At 68.0% G+C, this 18,652-nt stretch carries 18 protein-coding genes, 1 tRNA gene and 1 pseudogene; 6 read left to right on the top strand and 14 right to left on the bottom strand.

Going from position 1 to position 18,652, the window contains the following annotated elements; all coding sequences use genetic code 11:
- Positions 1–73: 73 nt before the first annotated feature.
- Positions 74–379: a hypothetical protein gene (locus FB457_RS32415; RefSeq protein WP_173534859.1), complete on the bottom strand. Its 306-nt coding sequence runs from the start codon at positions 377–379 to the stop codon at positions 74–76.
- Between the two features lie 221 nt (positions 380–600).
- On the opposite strand from FB457_RS32415, the gene FB457_RS32410 reads away from it, so the two are divergent.
- The 4 genes from FB457_RS32410 to FB457_RS32395 all read left to right on the top strand — a co-directional run bounded on the left by FB457_RS32410 (position 601) and on the right by FB457_RS32395 (position 6,364).
- Entirely contained in the window at positions 601–1,458 is an 858-nt protein-coding gene (locus tag FB457_RS32410; protein ID WP_047016686.1) for a bifunctional DNA primase/polymerase, read from the top strand.
- A 133-nt stretch (positions 1,459–1,591) separates the two neighbouring features.
- Positions 1,592–1,999, top strand: coding sequence for a VOC family protein (locus tag FB457_RS32405; RefSeq protein WP_047016687.1), 408 nt, complete (start codon positions 1,592–1,594; stop codon positions 1,997–1,999).
- Positions 2,000–2,097: 98 nt separating this feature from the next.
- Positions 2,098–2,185 (top strand) — tRNA-Ser (locus FB457_RS32400).
- A gap of 585 nt (positions 2,186–2,770) precedes the next feature.
- A complete protein-coding gene (locus tag FB457_RS32395; RefSeq protein WP_145784183.1) occupies positions 2,771–6,364 on the top strand; it encodes an NACHT domain-containing protein in 3,594 nt (1,197 codons plus the stop codon).
- Positions 6,365–6,685: 321 nt separating this feature from the next.
- On the opposite strand, the gene FB457_RS32390 is transcribed toward FB457_RS32395, so the two are convergent.
- The 11 genes and pseudogenes from FB457_RS32390 to FB457_RS32340 form a co-directional block, all read right to left on the bottom strand.
- Positions 6,686–8,095: a site-specific integrase gene (locus FB457_RS32390; protein WP_145784181.1), complete on the bottom strand. Its 1,410-nt coding sequence runs from the start codon at positions 8,093–8,095 to the stop codon at positions 6,686–6,688.
- A complete protein-coding gene (locus tag FB457_RS32385) occupies positions 8,089–8,313 on the bottom strand; it encodes a helix-turn-helix transcriptional regulator (protein WP_486589221.1) in 225 nt (74 codons plus the stop codon). Before FB457_RS32385 ends, FB457_RS32390 begins: the two co-directional genes overlap by 7 nt.
- Positions 8,313–9,335 (bottom strand): annotated as a pseudogene (locus FB457_RS32380) (AAA family ATPase). Before FB457_RS32380 ends, FB457_RS32385 begins: the two are co-directional and overlap by 1 nt.
- Positions 9,332–10,225, bottom strand: coding sequence for a bifunctional DNA primase/polymerase (locus FB457_RS32375; RefSeq protein WP_145784179.1), 894 nt, complete (start codon positions 10,223–10,225; stop codon positions 9,332–9,334). Before FB457_RS32375 ends, FB457_RS32380 begins: the two are co-directional and overlap by 4 nt.
- Before the next feature lie 86 nt (positions 10,226–10,311).
- The gene (locus FB457_RS32370) at positions 10,312–10,671 is read right to left on the bottom strand and encodes a hypothetical protein (protein ID WP_145784177.1); all 360 of its coding nucleotides are present in this window, start codon (positions 10,669–10,671) and stop codon (positions 10,312–10,314) included.
- An 11-nt stretch (positions 10,672–10,682) separates the two neighbouring features.
- Positions 10,683–10,874, bottom strand: coding sequence for a hypothetical protein (locus FB457_RS32365; RefSeq protein ID WP_145784175.1), 192 nt, complete (start codon positions 10,872–10,874; stop codon positions 10,683–10,685).
- A gap of 15 nt (positions 10,875–10,889) precedes the next feature.
- Positions 10,890–11,141 carry a hypothetical protein gene (locus FB457_RS32360; protein WP_486589219.1) on the bottom strand — a complete coding sequence of 84 codons (252 nt, stop codon included), beginning with the start codon at positions 11,139–11,141 and terminating at the stop codon, positions 10,890–10,892.
- Positions 11,142–11,283: 142 nt separating this feature from the next.
- Entirely contained in the window at positions 11,284–13,368 is a 2,085-nt protein-coding gene (locus FB457_RS32355) for an FtsK/SpoIIIE domain-containing protein (RefSeq protein WP_145784172.1), read from the bottom strand.
- A gap of 92 nt (positions 13,369–13,460) precedes the next feature.
- On the bottom strand, positions 13,461–14,630 hold the full coding sequence (locus tag FB457_RS32350; RefSeq protein WP_486589218.1) for a hypothetical protein: 1,170 nt from the start codon (positions 14,628–14,630) through the stop codon (positions 13,461–13,463).
- Complete coding sequence (locus FB457_RS32345; protein WP_145784170.1) at positions 14,627–14,944, bottom strand: hypothetical protein; 318 nt, start codon at positions 14,942–14,944, stop codon at positions 14,627–14,629. The genes FB457_RS32350 and FB457_RS32345 overlap by 4 nt, the downstream gene beginning before the upstream one ends.
- A gap of 81 nt (positions 14,945–15,025) precedes the next feature.
- Positions 15,026–15,403: a hypothetical protein gene (locus tag FB457_RS32340; RefSeq protein WP_145784168.1), complete on the bottom strand. Its 378-nt coding sequence runs from the start codon at positions 15,401–15,403 to the stop codon at positions 15,026–15,028.
- 324 nt (positions 15,404–15,727) lie between these two features.
- Here FB457_RS32340 and FB457_RS32335 point away from each other — a divergent pair, with 324 nt between their 5' ends.
- Positions 15,728–16,516, top strand: a complete 789-nt coding sequence (locus FB457_RS32335; protein WP_145784166.1) for a GntR family transcriptional regulator — start codon at positions 15,728–15,730, stop codon at positions 16,514–16,516.
- A 5-nt stretch (positions 16,517–16,521) separates the two neighbouring features.
- On the top strand, positions 16,522–17,280 hold the full coding sequence (locus tag FB457_RS32330) for a glycosyltransferase (RefSeq protein WP_145784193.1): 759 nt from the start codon (positions 16,522–16,524) through the stop codon (positions 17,278–17,280).
- A gap of 232 nt (positions 17,281–17,512) precedes the next feature.
- Here the strand turns inward: FB457_RS32330 and FB457_RS32325 are convergent, their stop codons facing one another.
- Positions 17,513–18,193 (bottom strand): restriction endonuclease, encoded by a 681-nt coding sequence (locus FB457_RS32325; protein ID WP_145784164.1) that lies wholly within the window; start codon positions 18,191–18,193, stop codon positions 17,513–17,515.
- A complete protein-coding gene (locus tag FB457_RS32320) occupies positions 18,190–18,549 on the bottom strand; it encodes a PadR family transcriptional regulator (RefSeq protein WP_186462080.1) in 360 nt (119 codons plus the stop codon). Before FB457_RS32320 ends, FB457_RS32325 begins: the two co-directional genes overlap by 4 nt.
- Between the last annotated feature and the right edge of the window lie 103 nt (positions 18,550–18,652).

Genomic DNA, 18,652 nt, shown 5'->3' with positions numbered 1-18,652 from the left:
CGCGACCGCGCGGCCGCACCGTGACGGTGCGGCCGCGCGGCCATCCCCATGAGCACCCCGAACTGCGTGAGCCTTACCAGATGTTGGTGAAGGCGATCACGGTGTCCGACTGGTCGACGGTGTTGCCGAAGCCCTGGACGTTGGCGGTGTTGGACTCGTTGTAGCCGCCGTCGCCGTTGTTGACCTGCTGGGTCTGGGCGTTGTTCCCGAAGTTGTCGTCACCGACGCCGCCAAGCTGGCCGACGACCGCGGAGTGGGAGTCGTCGTTGGCGAACGCTCCGGCCCCGTTGTCCGCGTGCGCGACCCCTCCGAAGAGCGCGACAGCGAGTGGCAGTGAAGCTGCCGCAGCCAGGATGCGGGCCGTGCGAGTGCGTGCCATCTGCTTCCTCCTATGTAACGGAAGACGGTTCCGTTGCCGGGAGCGGGCCGGGGTCCGGCCGGCTCTCCGGCGGTTGTGCGACGTCGCGAGAGCATCGTTTCCCACGCGCCCCCGGACATTCGCGGACCTGCACCCATTTCCCCCGCAGGCATGATCGGCGGCGGGTAAACCCGCACAGCCGCCCACTTTCGCGTATCGAACACTTGTACGAGACTGGAGGGATGGACAGCTCCGTACACAGCCACGCCCTCACCACCGCGCTGGCCGCCGCCCGCCGCGGCCTGCCCGTCTTCCCGCTGTCCCGCGCGAAACAGCCCGCGGTCCGCTCCCCGCACCACGCTGACTGGCCGCGGGTGCCCTGCCGCGGGGAGTGCGGGCGCATCGGCCACGGCGTGTACGACGCGACGACGGACACCGCCGCGATACACGCCCTCTTCGCCGCCGCCCCCTGGGCGACGGGGTACGGGATCGCCTGCGGCCGGCCGCCGCATCACCTGATCGGGCTGGACCTCGACGTGAAACCGGGGACGGATGCGCGAGGGCTGTTCGAGTCGCTGCTCACGGCGCACGGCATCGTGCTGCCGCCGACGGTGGTGATCCTCACCCCGGGCGGCGGCCGTCACATCTGGCTCACGGGCCACCCCGACCACACGGTCCCCAACTCCGTGGGCCGCCTGGCGCCCGGCGTCGACGTCCGCGGCACCGGCGGCTACCTCGCCGGACCCGGCTCCCGCACCCTCCACGGCACGTACCGCCTGGCCCCCCGCTCGGCCCGCGTCCCGGCCCCCGTCCCGAGAGCCCTGCTCCGCCTCCTCGCCCCGCCCCCGCCGGACCCCCCGCCGCCGCCCCCGCACCCCCCGGGAGAAGAACGCCGGCCGGACGCCCTGATCCGCTTCGTCGCTGCCTCCCGCCCCGGCGAACGCAACGCCCGCCTGTTCTGGGCAGCCTGCCGCGTGTACGAGACGGGCCACGGCCGGGAGGTGGCGGAGGCGCTGATCCGCGCGGCGATGACGGCCGGGTTGCCGGAGCGGGAGGCGACGGCGACGGTGGCATCAGCGGCGAGGTACACGCCACGATGACGGGCGGCGGGCCCCTCGGCGAAAATCCGGGAGACGGGCCGGCCCACCGATGAGTCGGCCGCCCCCACGCCGTCTACCCCTGTGTAAGCGGCCCGAGAAGCCGACGACCGCAGCCCGGAGAGGGGCCACCACGATGCCGCACAAGATCTTCGTCAACCTGCCCGTGAAGGACCTGAACCGCTCGATGGCCTTCTTCACCGCCCTCGGCTACCGCTTCGACGAGAACTTCACCGACGAGAACGCCACCTGCCTCGTCATCTCCGACGACATCTACGCGATGCTCCTCACGGAGCCGTTCTTCAAGGGCTTCACGAAGAAGGAGATCGCGGACACCGGCACGTCGACGGAGGCGATCCTCGCCCTGAGCGTCGACAACCGCGAGGCGGTCGACGAGATCGTCGACAAGGCGCTGGCCGCGGGCGGCGGCGTGGCGAACGAGCCCAACGACCAGGGCTTCATGTACGGCCGCAGCTTCCTGGACCCGGACGGCCACCAGTGGGAGATCTTCTGGATGGACCCGTCCGCCGCCGCATCCGCGTAACGCACCCCACCCCCCCCTCACCCCCCACCGCCATCCCGCCCGCCACGCCGCCACCCGAACCGCTAGCCTTGGTCCCTGCCGCCGCGGAGCGGCGGCAGGGAGAGTTGCCCGAGCGGCCTAAGGGACCGGTCTTGAAAACCGGCGTGGCGTCCTGCGTCACCGTGGGTTCGAATCCCACACTCTCCGCCCCACGCGACAAAGCCCCAGCTCAGCAGGGGCACCGCCGCGTCCGGACGGCGCCCCTGCTGAGCTGGGGCTGTCTCACCTTGGCGCACCGAATCCCAGGTTGGACCAGTGCGTATGGGCCATGCGTGGGCCAGCAGAACCCGCTCCACACGTGTCGTTCAACCGAACATGATCGGTTGAACACGCACTCAGGGACTTCGGACCGTACCTGTATGTGACCGCCTCCCCCGTGTAGAACGCACAACCCAGGTCGCGGCCTCCAACTCAGCGCACGCTGCTACTACTTCCGCTCGATGCCCGCTCGTAACATCCGCCACAGCAAGCCGCACCCGCCTGGTGTGCTCCTCCTCCACCTGTATGACAGTGCGATGTTGAATCCACGCTCGCAGGAGCGAGACGATGGCACTCAGTGCGGCGAGCACGAGGAACAACACGGGGTGCGGAGCTTCCAGTGATCCCATGACGATCTCCCGGTCAACGAGGCGATGGTGGGTTGGGGTGCTCCAACTCTCCAAGTCGGCATGGGTTTCCCTCTAGGCTGGGGAAATCCCAGGAAACCGGGTCGCTGATGTGGTGGGGGGATCCATGGCCGGAGGACGTCCGCCGAAGGATGGCGGGGCTAAGCGCTACCCCGAACTGGAAGAACTGGCCTCCTGGTTCCGCCAGGCGATGGCCGACGCGGGCTATGAGAGCCCGAACGCCGTGGTCCGCGCGGAGATCGCCCACAAGAACGTCGTCTATGGCATCCACGGTGCGTCTAGGTTTCTGAAGCTGGAAGTCGTCCGAGCCCTGGCAGTCGGGTTGCGGCGTGACCCTACCGAGGTCGAACCACTGTGGCTCAGGGCGAAGGAAGCCGCGGATCGCGCGGCAGCGGCCCGCCACGCCGCCGAGATGCCTCGTCTCACCACTTGGACCCAGTTACCCCTGCCGGAGCTTGCCTTGCGCAACCTGTTGGAGGCACAGAGCCGGGCCGTGGAGCGGCTACCCTACGACAAACTCGGTGTGGAGGAGCCGCCGCTCTCCGCGGTGTACATTCGGCAGCGTTTTCGTGCCTCATCTCGCAGCGGGGACGGCTCTGCCCGAGGTGATACTCGGCCGGATGGCATCAGCGCGCAACGGACAGCTCAGCCCGGTCGGGGTGACGGCGCGCAAGCCCTCGATTCCATATTGCCCGTACCGGATGCGCTAGCACGACACGAACACCTTTTGATCACGGCAGAGCCGGGCGCGGGAAAGTCAACCCTGTCCAGTCATGTGGCGTGGACTCTCTCCAGGGTCTGGCTGCGCCAGGAAAGCAGTCTTGACGCACCGACCTCTGAACCTGTCCTCCCGATCCGCGTCGCGGCACGCACCCTTGTTGAGCAGGGTGGCTCATGGAGCGGAGTGCTCTGCCAGGCGGCCCGCCGCAGTCTTGGCCATAGTCTGGTCGCGGACCCTGACCCCAGCCTGTTCTCCGGGCGTGTCCAAGGCGCGAGGTGGCTCGTCATGGTGGATGGGCTCGATGAGGTAGCGGACCGTGACGCTCGCACGGGAGTCATCCGAACGATCGCGCAACACGCCCGCGCCGGCAGTGACTATCGGTTCTTGGTGACCAGCCGCCCGTTGCCGGAGTTCGAACTCGCGCCCCTGCGTGGGGCCCTCGTCGGCGCATACGACCTAGAACCCTTCGGCCCCGATGAATTGCGGGACTTCGCGCACAAATGGTTTTCAGCACAGTACGAATATAACGAGGAACGAGCCCGGGCCGCCGCCGACCGATTCCTAAAAGAGACCGAAGACGGTCGTTTGAACGAACTTGTGCGAAATCCCCTGCTTGCAACGATCGCTGCCGTAAACGCAACCGTTGACCGATCCCGCCCTCTACCCACCAGTCGACTGAGCCTTTACCGGCGCTTCTGTGATCATTTATTGACACGCGGTGCAAGCGCCTCCAAATTCCGCACGGACTTGAATCAACGCTATCGTGACGATCCCGAGCGGCACACTTTTCATCTTTGGCTCGACCAACACAAGCGCGAGTTACTGGGCGTGATAGGTAGATGCCGCATCAGCGGCGCGGGAGAACTATCGGAAGCGGCCTTTGAGTGGGTGCAAGAGCATACGGCTGAGAACAGGAGCCTGCCGGTAGGCTGGCAGACCGAGATTCAAGAATTTCTCCAGGGCACTGGACTGCTAGTTCCTGATGAAGAGGGCTACAGGTTCCTCCACCATTCCTTCGCCGAATTCATGGCAGCTCAATCGTACGCACTAGAGATCTCTCCCGATTTTCCAGATATTGAGGAATGGTTTCAACGGGCCTTTAAAGGTGACGAGCGAACCTATGCGATATTCGTCTTCTTGATGTGGTCCGAGCGCAACGAGTGTGCAGCGGACCTCATCGTGGACCAGCTGCTGCTCGGCACCTGGGGAGATCATGAGCGGCCATTACTGGCGGGGCTATTGTTGGCTGAGGGCGTTCCGCTCCATGAGGAGAATCAAGCACTGATCCTCGATCGCCTCGAAGCTGTAGCTCGAAATCATCATGAAATCCGGGATGATGCATTTGAAGTACTGGGAGCTCTAGGCGGGCAACCGGGCGTTCTCCAGCGACTCGAGCGCATGGCTGCGGCGGAGAACCTGAACCCAATGCTTCGGCTGTATGCCGTCGAGGCGTACAGCCAAGCGGGCGCCGCGGACGTGGCCGAGCAACTACTCAGCTCGGTGCTCGGATGGATCTACGGAGGCATTCCAGTGGCTGCTCGGGTGGCCTGCTCCATCAGTGAGAGAGCGCGCGAGCTAGTACGTCGACGGGCCTGGGCCGTCGCGGAGGAGCCGCATGACAAGACCTACCTGCTGGCTCGTGTCGCGACAGCTCTCGAACGGCTTGAACAACCACAGGAAGTCGCGGAGATTGCTCGCAAAGTGCTGGCGCACCCGCAGGCCGACACATTCGACCTGGAGCAAGCGGCAGAAGCCTGGATTAAGGCTACACCCGCCGAGGCAGCAATCCTGGCGCAGCTGGCGCTCGATCGTCCGGCAGCGGACCAACGTGGCCGGGCAGCCGTCGCCAAAATACTTGCGAAGTTTGCAGAACCGACCGCGGCCGCGAGCATTGCAGAGGAGGTACTTAGCTCGGGTACGTCCGACGCAGTAGCACTGACATCGGCGGCTGACATATGGATCAAGGTGCGCGGCGCAGAGGGCCGTTCTAGAGTAATGAAGGCCTTCACGAGTAGCAGCGCAGACTTGGGACACGACGTAGACACGCCGGCAGAACTGCTGTCGTCCATGGCCGCCTTCCTAGAGGACACAGAGATCGCCGACTGGGCTCAGGAGGTGCTCGGTGAACACCGCTGGGGAGCCTACTGCGGCGGCGAAGTGGTGTCCGCATGGCTGGCGGCTGGGGGCGCGGCCACGGCCGAGCAGGTCATGGAGAGAATCGGCCATGGACGACTGCTAGAGGCTTATTCCAGAGCTGATGCTGCGGCGGCGATGCTTGAGGTAGGAGCACGGCAAGAAGCAGGGGAACTGGCCGAATGCGCGTTGCGCACCCCTAACCTTTCCAAAGGTGGCTATGAGAAGGCGGCCGGCGTACTACTAAAGGTCGTGAGTGACGCGGCCTTTCGACTGCAGAGCATCTGGGTGGAATCGTCTGGCTTGGATGCTAATAGCGCTTGGCTACATGGCGTGCTGGACGCTCTCAGGGAACCAGAGGTAGGAACGCCACCCGTTGGCGCAGCAGCCTGCGGCTTCGCTCGCGAACTCATCTCTCTCGGCACCGCAAGTGGTGCGAACATAGTTCTCGCGTTGGACATCCTCGGGGCGTTCGAGGGACGGGAAGTAATTCCATATATTGTTGATACAGTGAAGACTCACTCTAAGCTCCACGTGTCACATCAATGTGACGTTGCGAAAGGCCTGGCGGCTTGGGGGGAACGAGCTGCCGCACTGGATGTGTGGCGATACGTAGTCAGCCTCTCCTACCCGCCGCAGAGCTACTCGGAGTTGCGACTTCTGATGGATCTCGAGGCAGCCGAAGCTACTCAAGAAGCCGCAGGTTGGATGCGCGAGCTGATTGCTGACCCAAGCACCTACCCCCCACGCCGCCTCCGGCTCCGCCAGATGCTTGCGTGGCTCACGGCGGCAGATTCCCACACATCGGCGGATACGGACGGGCTCACCCCTACCACTCAAGGATGAGCCCGTGCCGCATACCCGATCATGTCAGGGCTGGGGACACAGTCCGACTGCCGGTGGTTGCTGCTGAGCAGCGCATTCGCCGGGCAGATTGGTGCGCAACTACGCAAGACATCATTACAGCTCGGCGGCGCCACGGATCACGATCAAACCAGGAGTTCTGCGCTGGCGGTAGGGTCCAAGTACGCCCCCGGTTCATCGGCCCTGGCCACGATACAATGCGCGCGCTTCCGGGGAATTTCAATATTCTTTGACGGCTGCGCACGTCACTAGAGGCAGGTTCGGGCCGAGTGCCAGGTGACAGGAGCCCTATCGTGGTATTTCTTAATCCGCCTCCGCGAGCTGCCTCGCGATGAGCTGGTTGGAACGGGCCTCATCGCCGCGGAGAATCTTGGCGTAGAACCGGAACAGCACGGCAACACTGTGTCCGGCCCGGCGGGCGACCTCGACGGGGTCGACCCCAGATTTGATCCACAGGGACACACCGGCGTGCCGCAGCGAGTAGGGCACCCGCGCGAGCGGCGTCGCCACGTCCTTCTCCGGCAGCACGGCCCGACGTGCTGTGTCCCACAGACCGCAGTACTCGGTTGACCGGACCCGTCCGCCTTGAGCCGCACGGAACAGCCGGCCGTCCGGGGCCGTGCCGTACCGATTGATGTGCGCCCGCAGCATCCGCACGAGGACAGGCGGGATCGGAACGGAACGCGTCGCCCCACGGGCCCGCCGCTTCAGGCTCCGAACCTCGAACGAGGCGCCGTCGTCGGTCCAACCGCCACCGACCTCCGGGCGGCTTTCCCCGAGCAAGAGTTCTCCCCACTCGTCGGCGGCTGCCTGAGTGTCCGGCGGCAGCTTGCAGTCCTCCTCCTTGAGTGAGGCAATCTCGGCTGGACGCATCGCGGCGTAGTAGAGACATCCGAAAAAGGCTTCGAGATGTTCACCACGCACCCCGGTCTCGCTCACAGCCTTGAGGAACGAGCGGGCGAGCGAGGGACCGGGAACGTACCGAAAATCGATCTCGTCGCCCGTGTCCGGCGGTGTCCAGTCCACCCGCGGCAGCGGATTCGCGGACAGCAATCCCTTCTCATCCACGGTGTACCGAAGGAAGTTGCTCAGCACCATGCGCTTGCGGCGTGCCGTGTTCTCCGCCGCCTTCTTGCCGTCCAGCCGACGCGAGAGCGCTTCGAGCGTCGGCCTCAGCAGCTCCGGGTTCTCCAGAGCGTTGACCTTCATCGAGTGGCCCGCGATCCACGACAGCGCGCCGCGGACGTCCGCCGGGGGCTCCTCAACAGCGTGACGAGACACCCATACGCCGTCAGTGGTCTTCGACGCACGGAATGCCCACTGGTAGAGCGCCGCACGAAGCACCTTGGGGGCGGGCGCGCCCCGCGTGGTCGTGACGAGCGTGGCCACGATGACGGCCAGCGCATCCGCGATGCCTTCACGATGCTTGGCGGCGGCGCGCGGCCACTTCATCAGCGCGTACGCCGTCGCGTGCTCGAACCAGGTGGGCGAGGTACGCGCGGCCAACTCGCGTGCCGGAAGCCCCGTTTCCTCGTCGAACTGCTCACCATTTCTGAGCGCGGACATCAGCTCTGAGCGGCGCCCATCAGCCTGCGTCTTGAGCCTGTAACTCTTGGAGTGCCGACGAGAGCCGACACGCCACCGAAGCTCATACGGCTTCGGCCGTCCAGCCCGCTTGCGGATGGACCAGATGTCAGCGTCGTAGGTCAGCACGCCAGGTCCTCCGTCCACGACTCAAGCCAGGCGTCCAGGTCGACCCGGCGGAAACGGAGTTGGCCATTGGGGAGCTTGATGCACCGCGGGGCCTTGCCGCGAGCGCGCATCCGGTAGAAGGCCGCACGCGACATACCCAGTTCTTCGAGCACTTCGCAGAGCTTGAGGTGACGGGCACGTGCTCCGGCGGCGGTGACGCTGTGACGGGTGTGACTGATCACTCCTGTGCCTCCTCGCGGTTCGGGACGACGTAGCCGCCGGACTGCCGGATGAGTTGGACGTCGTTGGCCATGCGGGCGCAGGTCTGCCGGACGAGGTCCGGGGCCAGGCCGGTGGCCTGGGTGATCTGCTTGGGTTTGGCACCCGGGTGGTCGCGGACGTAGCGGAGGATGACCGCTCGGGTCTGGTTGAGGGTGTGGTCGGCGGCGGGGCCTTCGAGGAGCTGCCAGGCGCCGGCGCCCGCGTGGAAGCGCAGGGCGTATTCCGCCTCGTCCACGTCGCGGCCGGTGACATGCAGGACGCCGTCCGCTTGGCCGCGGGAGCGTTTCAGGACCAACGTTGCGTCGGCGGCGCCGGCCAGGCCGTTGGTGCCGGAGACTTCGGCAAGGAAGTCGTCGGAGGCGGCCTTGCGGACGTGGTGGACCAGGACGACGGCGATGCCGTAGTGGTCGGCCAGCCGCTTGGCGTGGCCGACCGCGGCGTAGTCCGCGTCATAGGCCGAGGCGCCAGGGGCGGAGGGGCCGCGCATCTTCGCGAACACGTCGATCACGATCATGCGGGCGTCCGTGTGCCGCTCGACCCACTACGCGATGGCTTCCCCTCCGCCCTGCGGCAGCGGCGGGCAGGAGGTGGCGAGCGTCAGCGTGGCCGGTGCGCGGTTGGAGTCGAGGAGCTTACGCATGCGGGTCTGGAGCCGCCGCGGGGTGTCCTCCAACGCCAGGTAGAGCACGGGGCCGCCGTCCACGGGGATGCTGTCCATCGCCTGTCCGCCGGCGGCGACGGCCAGGGCCAGGCCGAGGGAGAGCCACGACTTGCCCACCTTCGGCGGGCCGGCCAGAAGATTCACGCCCTCGGAGATGATCCCGGGCACCGCCCAACGCGGCTCCGGGAACTCCGTGGCCATCAGCTCGTCAGCGGTCCAGGCGGTACGGATGCGCTGCTGTGCCGGTTGCAGAGGGCTGGGCTCCGGTCCGGGTGGGACGGAGTACAGGTGGGGCAGGGTGACCGGGTCTTGCGTCATGCGGCTGCCCTCCGGGCGACCGTGCGGGGCCGGTGGGCGCCCGCGCGTAGGCCGGAGGCGATGGTGCGGTGGGCGGCGCGCTCGTCGAGGCCGACGCCTACGGCGGCGGAGGCGAGTAACGCGGTGACGTCCCCGGTGCCCAGCTCGCCTCCGGCGACGAGCTGGCCGAGGGCAACAGAGGCGCGGTAGAGGGCGGTGTTGCGGGTGCCGACTGGGGCGCCCGTGACCCGCTGCCACTCACCCTCCATCGCGCCGCGCAGATACGCGCTCAGCCGCCGCGGGCCCAACTCGGGCAGCGGAACTGGTCGCTGCGGCGGCAGCGGGGCAGGGGTGAGGAGTTCGGCGAGCCAGTCCGGGAGCGGGGCGGGCGGCGCGTCGTGGAGGATCGTGTATCGCTCGCGGCCGATGGTGCTGTCGGCTCCGACGATGTACCCGCCGCCGGCCCGGGTATCGATCTTCCAGCCCAGTTTCCCGGCGGTGTTGCGGAGCCGGCTAGCCGCCGGTGCGGTGAAGTACAAGTGCGTGCCGCCGCTCACGGTGCGGACCGCGTACGTCTGCGTCGGGAGCTGCTGGCTGTGCTCGTCGGCGAGGACGGCGAGCATGTCCGCGCCGTCGACCACTCCGGCGGGCGTACCCGGCGGCGGGGTGTCGTCGTGCTTGGGCACGTCCAGGTCGATGACGACCAGCCGCGAGGGGCCGGTGGCGATGCCGAGGTTGTACGCGCCGCTCGACCAACAGCGCGTGATGCGCGTGTGGTCGACGGTGGCGCGCTGCTCCCACGCGGCGACGGCGGGGCGCTTGGCGCCGGGGACGAGGGGGAAGACGTGCCAGCCACGTTCGGCGGCGGCGATTGCGGCGTGGTGCAGTGGGCGGGTGGAGCCGTAGGGCATCCTGAAGACACCTCCTGATTCCTGATGGGATGGGAGGCCGGGGCAGCGGGCTTCGTTGACCCGTCGGCCGCTGCCCCGGGCCCTGGTCAGCCGAGGTCGGTGTGAGCCGCCTCGTACTGTCGGCGGACGTAGACGCGGAAGTCCTCGTCCGTCGCCAGTTCCTCGCCTCGGAAGCTCAGGCCGTGGAACGAGGCGTCGTAGTCGGCGAGTTGGCGCGCGGCGCGGCCCGCGGCGGTGACCGCCTCGGCGGCGGCGTCGGGGGTGAACGTGGCCTCTTCGCGGAGCGCGATGCGGTCCAGGAGCGCCGCTTTGCGGAGCCAGAATTCGCGGTCGATGCCGTGGCTCAGTGGGTACTTGCGGAGGGCGCGCAGGACCCAGGAGATCTCCCACGCGATGCTCGGGGCGTTCGCGTACGCGGTGTCCGTGCTGGTCTCGGGCTCGTTCATGGCGTCCCCTTTCAGCCTGCGTCGTTCACGGCGTCGGCGAGTGCGGTCATGATTTGGTCGATGGAGTCGGCGGCTCCGGTGCGGGAGAGGTAGAAGCCGAAGAGCAGGGCGACGACGGCGGCGGGGACGCCGACAGCGCGGAAGCGGATCAGCAGCGCCAGTAAGAGGCCGAACAGGGCGAGTGCGGTGATCGTGATCGTCACGTGGACTCCTCGGGGTCAGCGGGTGCCTTCGCGGCGCATGCCGGAGAGGGAGTTGTAGACGTGGCGGCCGAAGCGGATGCGGCGTCCGTTGCCGCGGCAGGGGCGGCAGTCCCGGCCGCGGACGAGCCGTCCGCGGCGGGTCTGGCGCATGCGGAAGCCGAAGCCCCGGCAGCGGCGGCAGCTTCCGAACGGGCTGATCGCGCAGAGCGCGGCGTAGCAGAGGGTGACGATGAGGATGCCGGGCATAGCGGAGAGCAGGGAGGACACAACAACCCCTCTCAGGGCCGGGATCAGGGGGTGGGAGAGAAGGGCCGCTAGACGCTAGGAAGCAGGTCAGCGGCGCATTGATGTGCTAGCGGGGGTGCTAGACCTAGCAGGGGTGCCCGCTAGGTCTAGCGGCCCCCGCTAGTCAGGCAGCGACTGCGCTGCCGTCACGTTCAGCGATGGCGCGGAGGATGTCATCGCGGCGGATGCCGCGGCGGTTGGCGCCCTTGCCGTCCTCGGTGGTGCCCCAGACCTGGACCGTGCGGATGCCGTACGGGCGCAAGGCGGCGGTGAGTTGGTCCGTGTTCCACTCGTCGTAGACCTCCGGGCGGAGGTCGGCCAGGCGGGCAAGCACGGACTCGTTCCAGAGCTTCGGCTTTGCTGCCGGGATGGCGGCGGCCAGGTCGCTCAACAGGTCGTACGAGAAAGCGGGATCGGCCTCCGGCTGTTCGCCGAGGGCGTGTCCGGCGAGGGTGCCGGCGCGTTCCCGCGCGGCGCGGGCGCGGAGGGCGATCTCGTCGGCCTGCAAGGCGTCGATGTTGGCGGAGCGGACGATACGGGCGTCGGCACCTTCGCCGAGGAAGTAGCAGACACCCTTGTCACCCCACGCGAACATCGACGCTCGAACGCCCCGCTTGTACGCGCCGGTGCCCAAGACCATGTCGTTCTCGACCTGGCCCATGACCTTCAGACACCAGCGGGCGGAGGCGTTGGCGCTGATCGCGGTCGGGATGCTGTCCTTGTCCGGCCGCTGCGTCGACAGCAGGAACACGATCCCCAGAGCCGGGCCGCGCTTGACCAGGTCGGTGCAGATCTCCTTGAACTCCGCGCCGTGCTTGTGGTGCTCGAACCACACCTGGCACTCGTCGACGCCGACCACGATCGGGTGCAGCCCCAGGGAGCGCTTCGAGGCCAGCTCCGTCGTCACCTTCGACTCCGGGCACACATCACGCGGCAAGGACCGGATCACCTTCGCGCGGCGACGCAGCTCGCCTTGCAGCTCGCGCATAGCGGCGATGCCGTACGCGATGTCCTCGGGCTCCTCGCCGGCCCGGTGGCGGTAGGCCACGCGGCCGAGGGGGTCCAGGTCGCCGGTGCCCTTGAGGTCGTACGTGTGGAGTTCGGCCCGCGGGTCCAGGGCGGCGATGAGGAGGAGCAACCGGAGCAGGAACGTCTTGCCCATCCGCGGGATGGCTCCGATGACGCCCGCGATGAACATCAGCGTCACGCCGACCCACCGGCCGCGCTGGTCCGTACCCCAGGACACGGGACGGAAGAGGTCCACCGTGCCCGACTTGGCAAGCGGCCAGGGCTCCTGCCGTGCCTGCGACATGTCCTGATCACCGACCCACAGCCGCAGGCGGCCGGTGTGCTCGTCCGGCACCGGCTCCGGCCACACCGTGCCCAACGGGCGGCGCAGGCCGGAAGCCAGCTTGTCCCGGCGCTCGATGACGTCCGTGACGGTCACGCCGTACGGGAGATCGCCCTCGGCGAGCCAACCGGGCCCGTCGCGTGTGATGGGTGCCGAGAAGGAGAAGCCGGGGCCGCCCTTCGCCTGCTCCTGGTTGATCGCCTGGATACCCAAGGCACCGAGGGCGCGAAGGACGATGTTCGACGTGAGCTTGGTGGTCTTGGGGATCTCGACGGCGCGGTGGATCACTGGTTCGTCGGCTGGCTGGCCCAGCCAGCCGAGGGCCGTGGCGACCACGTAACCCGACAGCGCTAGCAGCCATGTGGGCGCCAGGACAAATAAGGCGAGTGCGGCGGCGAGTCCGGCGACGGAGGCCATCAGGGCGACGACCGTACGCCACCTGACCCGGCGGTCACGCTGCCGGGAGAGCTTCAGGTAGTAGTCGATGTCCTCTTTGCTGGCCGCCGCGCTGCGGAACGGCTGCCCCTCGGCGTCGGCAACCCACCGCAGCGCGCCGCCGACGAAACGGGCCGTGCCCCGCGGCAGTTGGAGGGTGAGCCGGAGCTGGTACCAGGGCGTACGCACCGCGTGGTACGCCACCACGTGCCACCCGTACGCCGCCACGCCGGAGCTGGCCGCCTTGAACTCACGCCAGGAGCGGGCCCAGGGCGGGACGACCGGCCGTCGCTTCGAGCCAGTGACTCGGTCCATGAACCGTACGGCGGAGGAGCCGCCGGGCCGGTCGACCAACGTGACCTCGTGGGGAGGAGGGCCGCCGGAATCGGCCGCGCTCTCCTCGTTCTCGTCGTCGTGCTTCACTGAATCTTCCTTCCGGTTCGGAGGGAAGCCAGGGCCCGGCCCTACCCGTCAAAGCAGCGGCCGGGCCCCGGCGGTGAGCGATTCAAGGGGCGCTACGGCCGCCCAGCAGCGGCGGGCCGCGGGCCGCGTTCGGTGTCAAGCCGCACGAACACGCCGTGCACGTAACTTGGCGCGCGGGTCGCCCGCTTCGCGGTCTCGCGTACGGTCTGGCCCTCGGCCCAACCGTCCTCGATGACACGCTGGGCCTCCGCGGTGCTGAGCTTGTCCGGCTCTGGCTCGGGGACGTGTTCAGGTGAACGGTCACCCCTGTTCAGGGCGGCACCGAGGGTGAACACGCCTGGCTGGCCTCCCCGCCGGATGCTGTCGGTCGCCCGCCGCATCTGCCCGCGAACCTCCTCGGCGAGCGCGGAGGCAACCGGATCTCCGGCCGCTTCCGTCCACGGTGAGGCCAGCGGCACCGTCGCCAGGTCGGCCGCGTGCCGCCGGGCTGCGAGCAGTTCAAGCAGCTTCCGCCGCTGCTCCCGGTCTGCTCCCACCGACGCCTTCGCCACCGCGGCCGATAGCCGCCGCGCGATGCGTCGCCCGCGCCGCCCGGCCCGCTGCTCCGGCTGCAGAGCCGCAAGGCGTGCCGCCAACTCGACCGCGCGAACAGTGGCGCGATCCCGGCTGATCTGCGCGGCGTTCCGGTCCCGTTCAGTGATCCCCAACCGGGAGAACAACCGCTCGCGCAGTTCCCTCCCGGCGACGGCGAGCATGCCGCGCGACTCGGCGCCGGGCCTGCGGTGCCTGAGTTCGATGCCCATGGCCAGATGCCAGAGCACGGCTGCCATGACCGGCCCGACAAACGCGCGGACCGTGCCGCCGAGGGGCCCGGACTCGGCGTACGCGGGGATGACCTGAACACCCGTGATGAGCCAAACCAGGAGCCCGGGGGCGCCAGGCGCCTTCAACGGCCCGTTGAGGTTCTGCCGCGCCATGAGCGCCGAGGCGAACAGCCCCAGTTCCGCGGCGGCGAACATCGCGGCTCGTTCGGCCGTGCTCCCCATGCCCAAGTAGTCCTCGGCGAACCGCCAGGATGTATCCGCGGTGTACGCCGTGCAGCTCGCGGCGGCGAGCGCCGCGACCCGCACGGCGGGGGTGTCGAGCTTCGCGTACCGGGCCAGCCGGCGCAGCGTGAGCCAGAGAAGTGCCAGCCCGAGGAGCACCGCCGTGGCGGCAACCACGGTGTTCGCCCCCCAGGGGACGTGAGCGACGGGCGTCATGCCGCCCGCCTCAGCCGCGGCGTCCACCGCCGGCCCTTGGCGTACCGGCTGAGCCGCGCCGCGTAGCGGGCATTTGACCGGGAGACCTCGTCGCCCGCGGCCTGGTCCTGCAGTTCGGCAAGTACGTCGTCGGCAACGGCGAGCCGCGCCGCGCGCTCCTCCGCCGACTCGACCCGGCTGGCCGGCTCGTCCGCCGCGGTCGGGCCGAGGAACAACCTGCGGAAATCCTCGGCCCACGTGGTCTCGAAGCCGAGCGCTAACGCCTCGGACTCGAAGGCGTCCAGGCTCCCCTGGCCGCCGTCGTAAGCACGCATGATCTCTCTGCCTCCTCGATGGGATGGGCGAGCCGGGCGGCGGGCTTCGTGACCCGTCGGCCGCCACTCCGGCGCGGGTGGTCAGACTCGGAAGCGTCGCGGGCCCGTGATCCGCTGCAACCCGCGATGCGCGGTCACGACGGCGGTGAAGGCTCCGTATCCGGACAGGAAAGTCAGCAGCCATCCGGCACCGGCCTGCTGCGCGGACAGGCAACCGACGTACGTCCCAACGACGGCCAACACCAGCGCGGACAGCGCCACCAGCCCTCGGGCGGTCGACGCGGGGGTGGGCCTTCGGGCCGCGACCGTCAGTTCGTCGGGCGGCATCGGGCGGAGGCCGGCGCCGGGGATGTCGACGAGGACGAAGCGGCCGGTGCCGTGGGCGGCGACGCCGACGACGGCACCGAGGGCGTTGTTGCCGCCGCGCTCTTGAACGATGTCACCGATGGCGAGCCACATGGGAACCCTTCGCGTGCACTAGCGGATGGGCTGGGTCGATCACTCGGCGGAGCGAGTGGTCATGACCTCCGACGCCGCTCGGCGGCGGCGCCAAAGATCAAAAACACTCGTTCGCTCGTCACGCTGTGGAGTTCTCAAGGTGCAGACCGTTCGAGGTGACTCCTTAAGAGGTCAAGTCATCAAGTTCTCTTTAGGAGTGCCACGACTATGGCGTACGCCTCCCGACTCGTCAAGTCCTCTTTATGAGTTGTACGGTGGGTGTCCGCCCTACTTGCAAGACAGCGGCGCCGACCTGGGCTCCGAGACACGACGAGGGATACGACCGTGGCGAAGGAATACGAGCGCATCGCGAACGACCTCCGCGGGTCGATCCGCGACGGCGACCTCAAACCCGGCGACCGGCTCCCCTCCGAAGCGGAGTTGGTGGAGCGGTACGGGAAGAGCGGGCCGACCGTGCAGGCCGCCCTCCGGGTCCTGCAGTACGAAGGATTGATCGACAAGCAGCACGGCAGGGGCAGCTTCGTCCGGCGCCCGCGGAGCACGGTGCTGCGGACCAACGAACGCCACCAGTGGGAGAAGGACCGGGCGCGCGAGGCGGAAGAGCACCGGCTGAAGACCGGCGCGACCGAGTACGACACCGGCCTCAAGGTCGATGACCTGGTCTTCCACGCCTCGTACAAGCAGATCGAGGCATCGAAGGACATTGCCGACGCCTTCGGCGTGCCCCAGGGCACGGCCCTCGTCGAACGCACCTACCGCACGCGCTACGCCGCGGAGCGGGCGCCGTTCGCGCTGGTCACCTCGTACCTCGTCCGCGACATGGTCGCGGAGAACCCGGACCTCCTGGACGAGACGAAGGAGCCGTGGCCGGGCGGGACCATGAACCAACTCCACACAGTTGGCATCGAGCTGGCCCGGATAGAAGAACGCTTCACAACCCGGCCACCGACGCCGGAGGAGGCGGAGGAGCTGGAACTTCCGCCGGGGATGCCCGTCCTCCTGGCGCGCAAGATCTCGTACGACACGACCGACCGGCCGGTGGAGATCTCAGACATCACGCTGCCGGGTGACCGGACCCACGTGCACGTCGTCACACACCTGGACCGGTGGTGACCACGATGGCCCGCCGCATCTCGGTCGTAACCGCCGTCCACGCGCCGTCCGCCGCGTACCTTCAGGATGCGTACAAGTCCCTGGAGATGCAGGAGCTTCCGGCCGGCTGGGAGTGGCACTGGTCCATCCGCGAGGACGGCACGGGCGAGGAAGTGGCGCCCCACGCGCCGAACGACGTCCGCGTGACGTTCCGCCAAGGCCGCGGCGGCGGCCCCGGAGTGACGCGGACGATGGCGCTGGCAGAAGCGCACGGCGAATACGTGAAGGTGCTCGACGCCGACGACCAGTTGACCCCGGGCGCGCTGGCCCGGGACATCGCCGTCCTGGACGCCAACCGGGATGTCGGCTGGACGACTTCGCGCGTCCTCGACCTCCTACCGGACGGCTCAACGGCCGACTTCGACCAGGACCCGAACGACGGCCCGGTGGAGCGCGGAGCAGTGCTGGAACACTGGGAGGCGAACAACTTCCGCGCCCAGGTCCACCCCGCAACCCTCTGCGTACGCCGTGACTTGCTGCTCGCCCTCGGCGGCTGGATGGCCCTGCCGGCCTCGGAGGACACGGGTCTCCTCCTCGCCCTCAACGCGGTCAGCCGAGGCTGGTTCATCCGCGAATCGGGACTGCTCTACCGCAAGTGGCCAGGCCAGGTGACCAGCCTGGCCGCACACAGCAACGCGGCGGAGCTAGAGGCACGCATGTCCATCATCGCAGCCAGGGCCCACACGCTGACGGACTTCGACTGGACAACCCCAGCCAATGGCTGACCACGCGCCTTCCGCCCGCCAAGCCACCGACTTGCGCAACGCCTACCAGGCTGCCGCCTCCAACCCCATTGGTGTGCTCCACCAGCACGGTCGACGCCTCAACAGCCAGTCTTCCCCAGTGCGATCAGTTCGTCAGTTCCCACCGCTCGCCAACTTGGCCCGCCTCATCAGCGGCTCGACGACGCCGGCCTGGGCAACAGCAGGGTTGCCCAGGCCGCGCAGGTGATGTTCGTCAGCGCCTGAGAATCTCGTCCAGGGATTCGCCCCCATTCCGCCACCGCCGGAGCACATCTCCGTCGATGACACGGATCCTGCGGGCACTCGCAATGCCGCGCGCCGACAGAGACAATGACCCGTTGGTGATCAAGACGAGCTCATCGATGACCAAGTGAGCGCCGTAAGCATCAAGGCGCTGGAGGGTCTCGGGCCCAACACGCCGTTCCGGATCGCTGTACATCTTGCACTGAAATGCGATCCTCCGGCCGTCCGGCGCGGTGGAGACTACGTCGATCCCCACGTCCATTAGCCCTCCGACGACACTCGCTGACCTGAACCCGTCGCGGGTAGCCAGCGCCGCTGTCATCGACTCGAACTCAGACGGGCTGAGGGACTCTATGGAGCGGATCCACATGGAGACCGCCCCCTGCTCCCGTGCCTCGCGACGTCGATGGATCCTCCGCATGGTGAAGGTGGAGCGGATCACCATCCATGAGGCGAAGGCGAGTTTGACGACCTTGCCCGGTCGCTCCTCCAGCAGAGCCAGCCACTCTTCCTCGTATCGCTCGGCGTTTCCCTCACCCGGGATGCGCCGTGCGGCCCACCGCAGCAGCAGCCGCGCAAGATGCGACGAGACATCACACATCTCATTGACGAGCAGACCGAGGATAACGGCCAGAAGCACCTCAGTGATCATCGAGCCGCCTCCCAGCGGAACCTGAAGCCGAGGGCGGGACGGGGTGGCTGGCCGACTGCCGACGCCGGCGTCGGCAGTTGCCCCCGCCGCTCAAGCACGACAGCTCGCGCGGAGGCCATACCGTCGGGCGTCAGCTTATAGAAGCGCCGGCGAGGCCGACCAGGGTTCGGGTGCTCCGTCTCCCACCGGCTCTCCAGCCACCCCGCTTCCTCCATCCTCGCGAGGATGGGGTAGATACTGCCTGTCGGCTTGCCTGCAGCTCGCGCGACAGCGAACCCGTGCAGGTCTTCACCAGTCGCCAGGAACGCTTCCAACACGTCCAACGTCGCAGACGTGATGCGGAACGGAGTTTTCATGACCTCAACACTACATATGTAGAGTTAGCGCCGTCAAAGACGTTCGCAGCCCCGGCTTCACTGAACTTCGTTGGCCCCTGCCGGCGTTGGGGCAGGCGAAGCT

The sequence above is a fragment of the Streptomyces sp. CNZ287 genome (assembly GCF_007827615.1).
Note: the sequence above shows the minus strand (reverse complement) of the source record. Positions and strands in the feature narration are given on the sequence as shown.

What these genes read in the sequence shown, in the direction of transcription:
- FB457_RS32415 (WP_173534859.1), bottom strand. Translation starts at nt 379, where the DNA reads ATGGCACGCACTCGCACGGCCCGCATCCTGGCTGCGGCAGCTTCACTG.
- FB457_RS32410 (WP_047016686.1), top strand. Translation starts at nt 601, where the DNA reads ATGGACAGCTCCGTACACAGCCACGCCCTCACCACCGCGCTGGCCGCC.
- FB457_RS32405 (WP_047016687.1), top strand. Translation starts at nt 1,592, where the DNA reads ATGCCGCACAAGATCTTCGTCAACCTGCCCGTGAAGGACCTGAACCGC.
- FB457_RS32395 (WP_145784183.1), top strand. Translation starts at nt 2,771, where the DNA reads ATGGCCGGAGGACGTCCGCCGAAGGATGGCGGGGCTAAGCGCTACCCC.
- FB457_RS32375 (WP_145784179.1), bottom strand. Translation starts at nt 10,225, where the DNA reads ATGCCCTACGGCTCCACCCGCCCACTGCACCACGCCGCAATCGCCGCC.
- FB457_RS32370 (WP_145784177.1), bottom strand. Translation starts at nt 10,671, where the DNA reads ATGAACGAGCCCGAGACCAGCACGGACACCGCGTACGCGAACGCCCCG.
- FB457_RS32350 (WP_486589218.1), bottom strand. Translation starts at nt 14,630, where the DNA reads ATGACGCCCGTCGCTCACGTCCCCTGGGGGGCGAACACCGTGGTTGCC.
- FB457_RS32345 (WP_145784170.1), bottom strand. Translation starts at nt 14,944, where the DNA reads ATGCGTGCTTACGACGGCGGCCAGGGGAGCCTGGACGCCTTCGAGTCC.
- FB457_RS32340 (WP_145784168.1), bottom strand. Translation starts at nt 15,403, where the DNA reads ATGTGGCTCGCCATCGGTGACATCGTTCAAGAGCGCGGCGGCAACAAC.
- FB457_RS32330 (WP_145784193.1), top strand. Translation starts at nt 16,522, where the DNA reads ATGGCCCGCCGCATCTCGGTCGTAACCGCCGTCCACGCGCCGTCCGCC.
- FB457_RS32325 (WP_145784164.1), bottom strand. Translation starts at nt 18,193, where the DNA reads ATGATCACTGAGGTGCTTCTGGCCGTTATCCTCGGTCTGCTCGTCAAT.
- FB457_RS32320 (WP_186462080.1), bottom strand. Translation starts at nt 18,549, where the DNA reads ATGAAAACTCCGTTCCGCATCACGTCTGCGACGTTGGACGTGTTGGAA.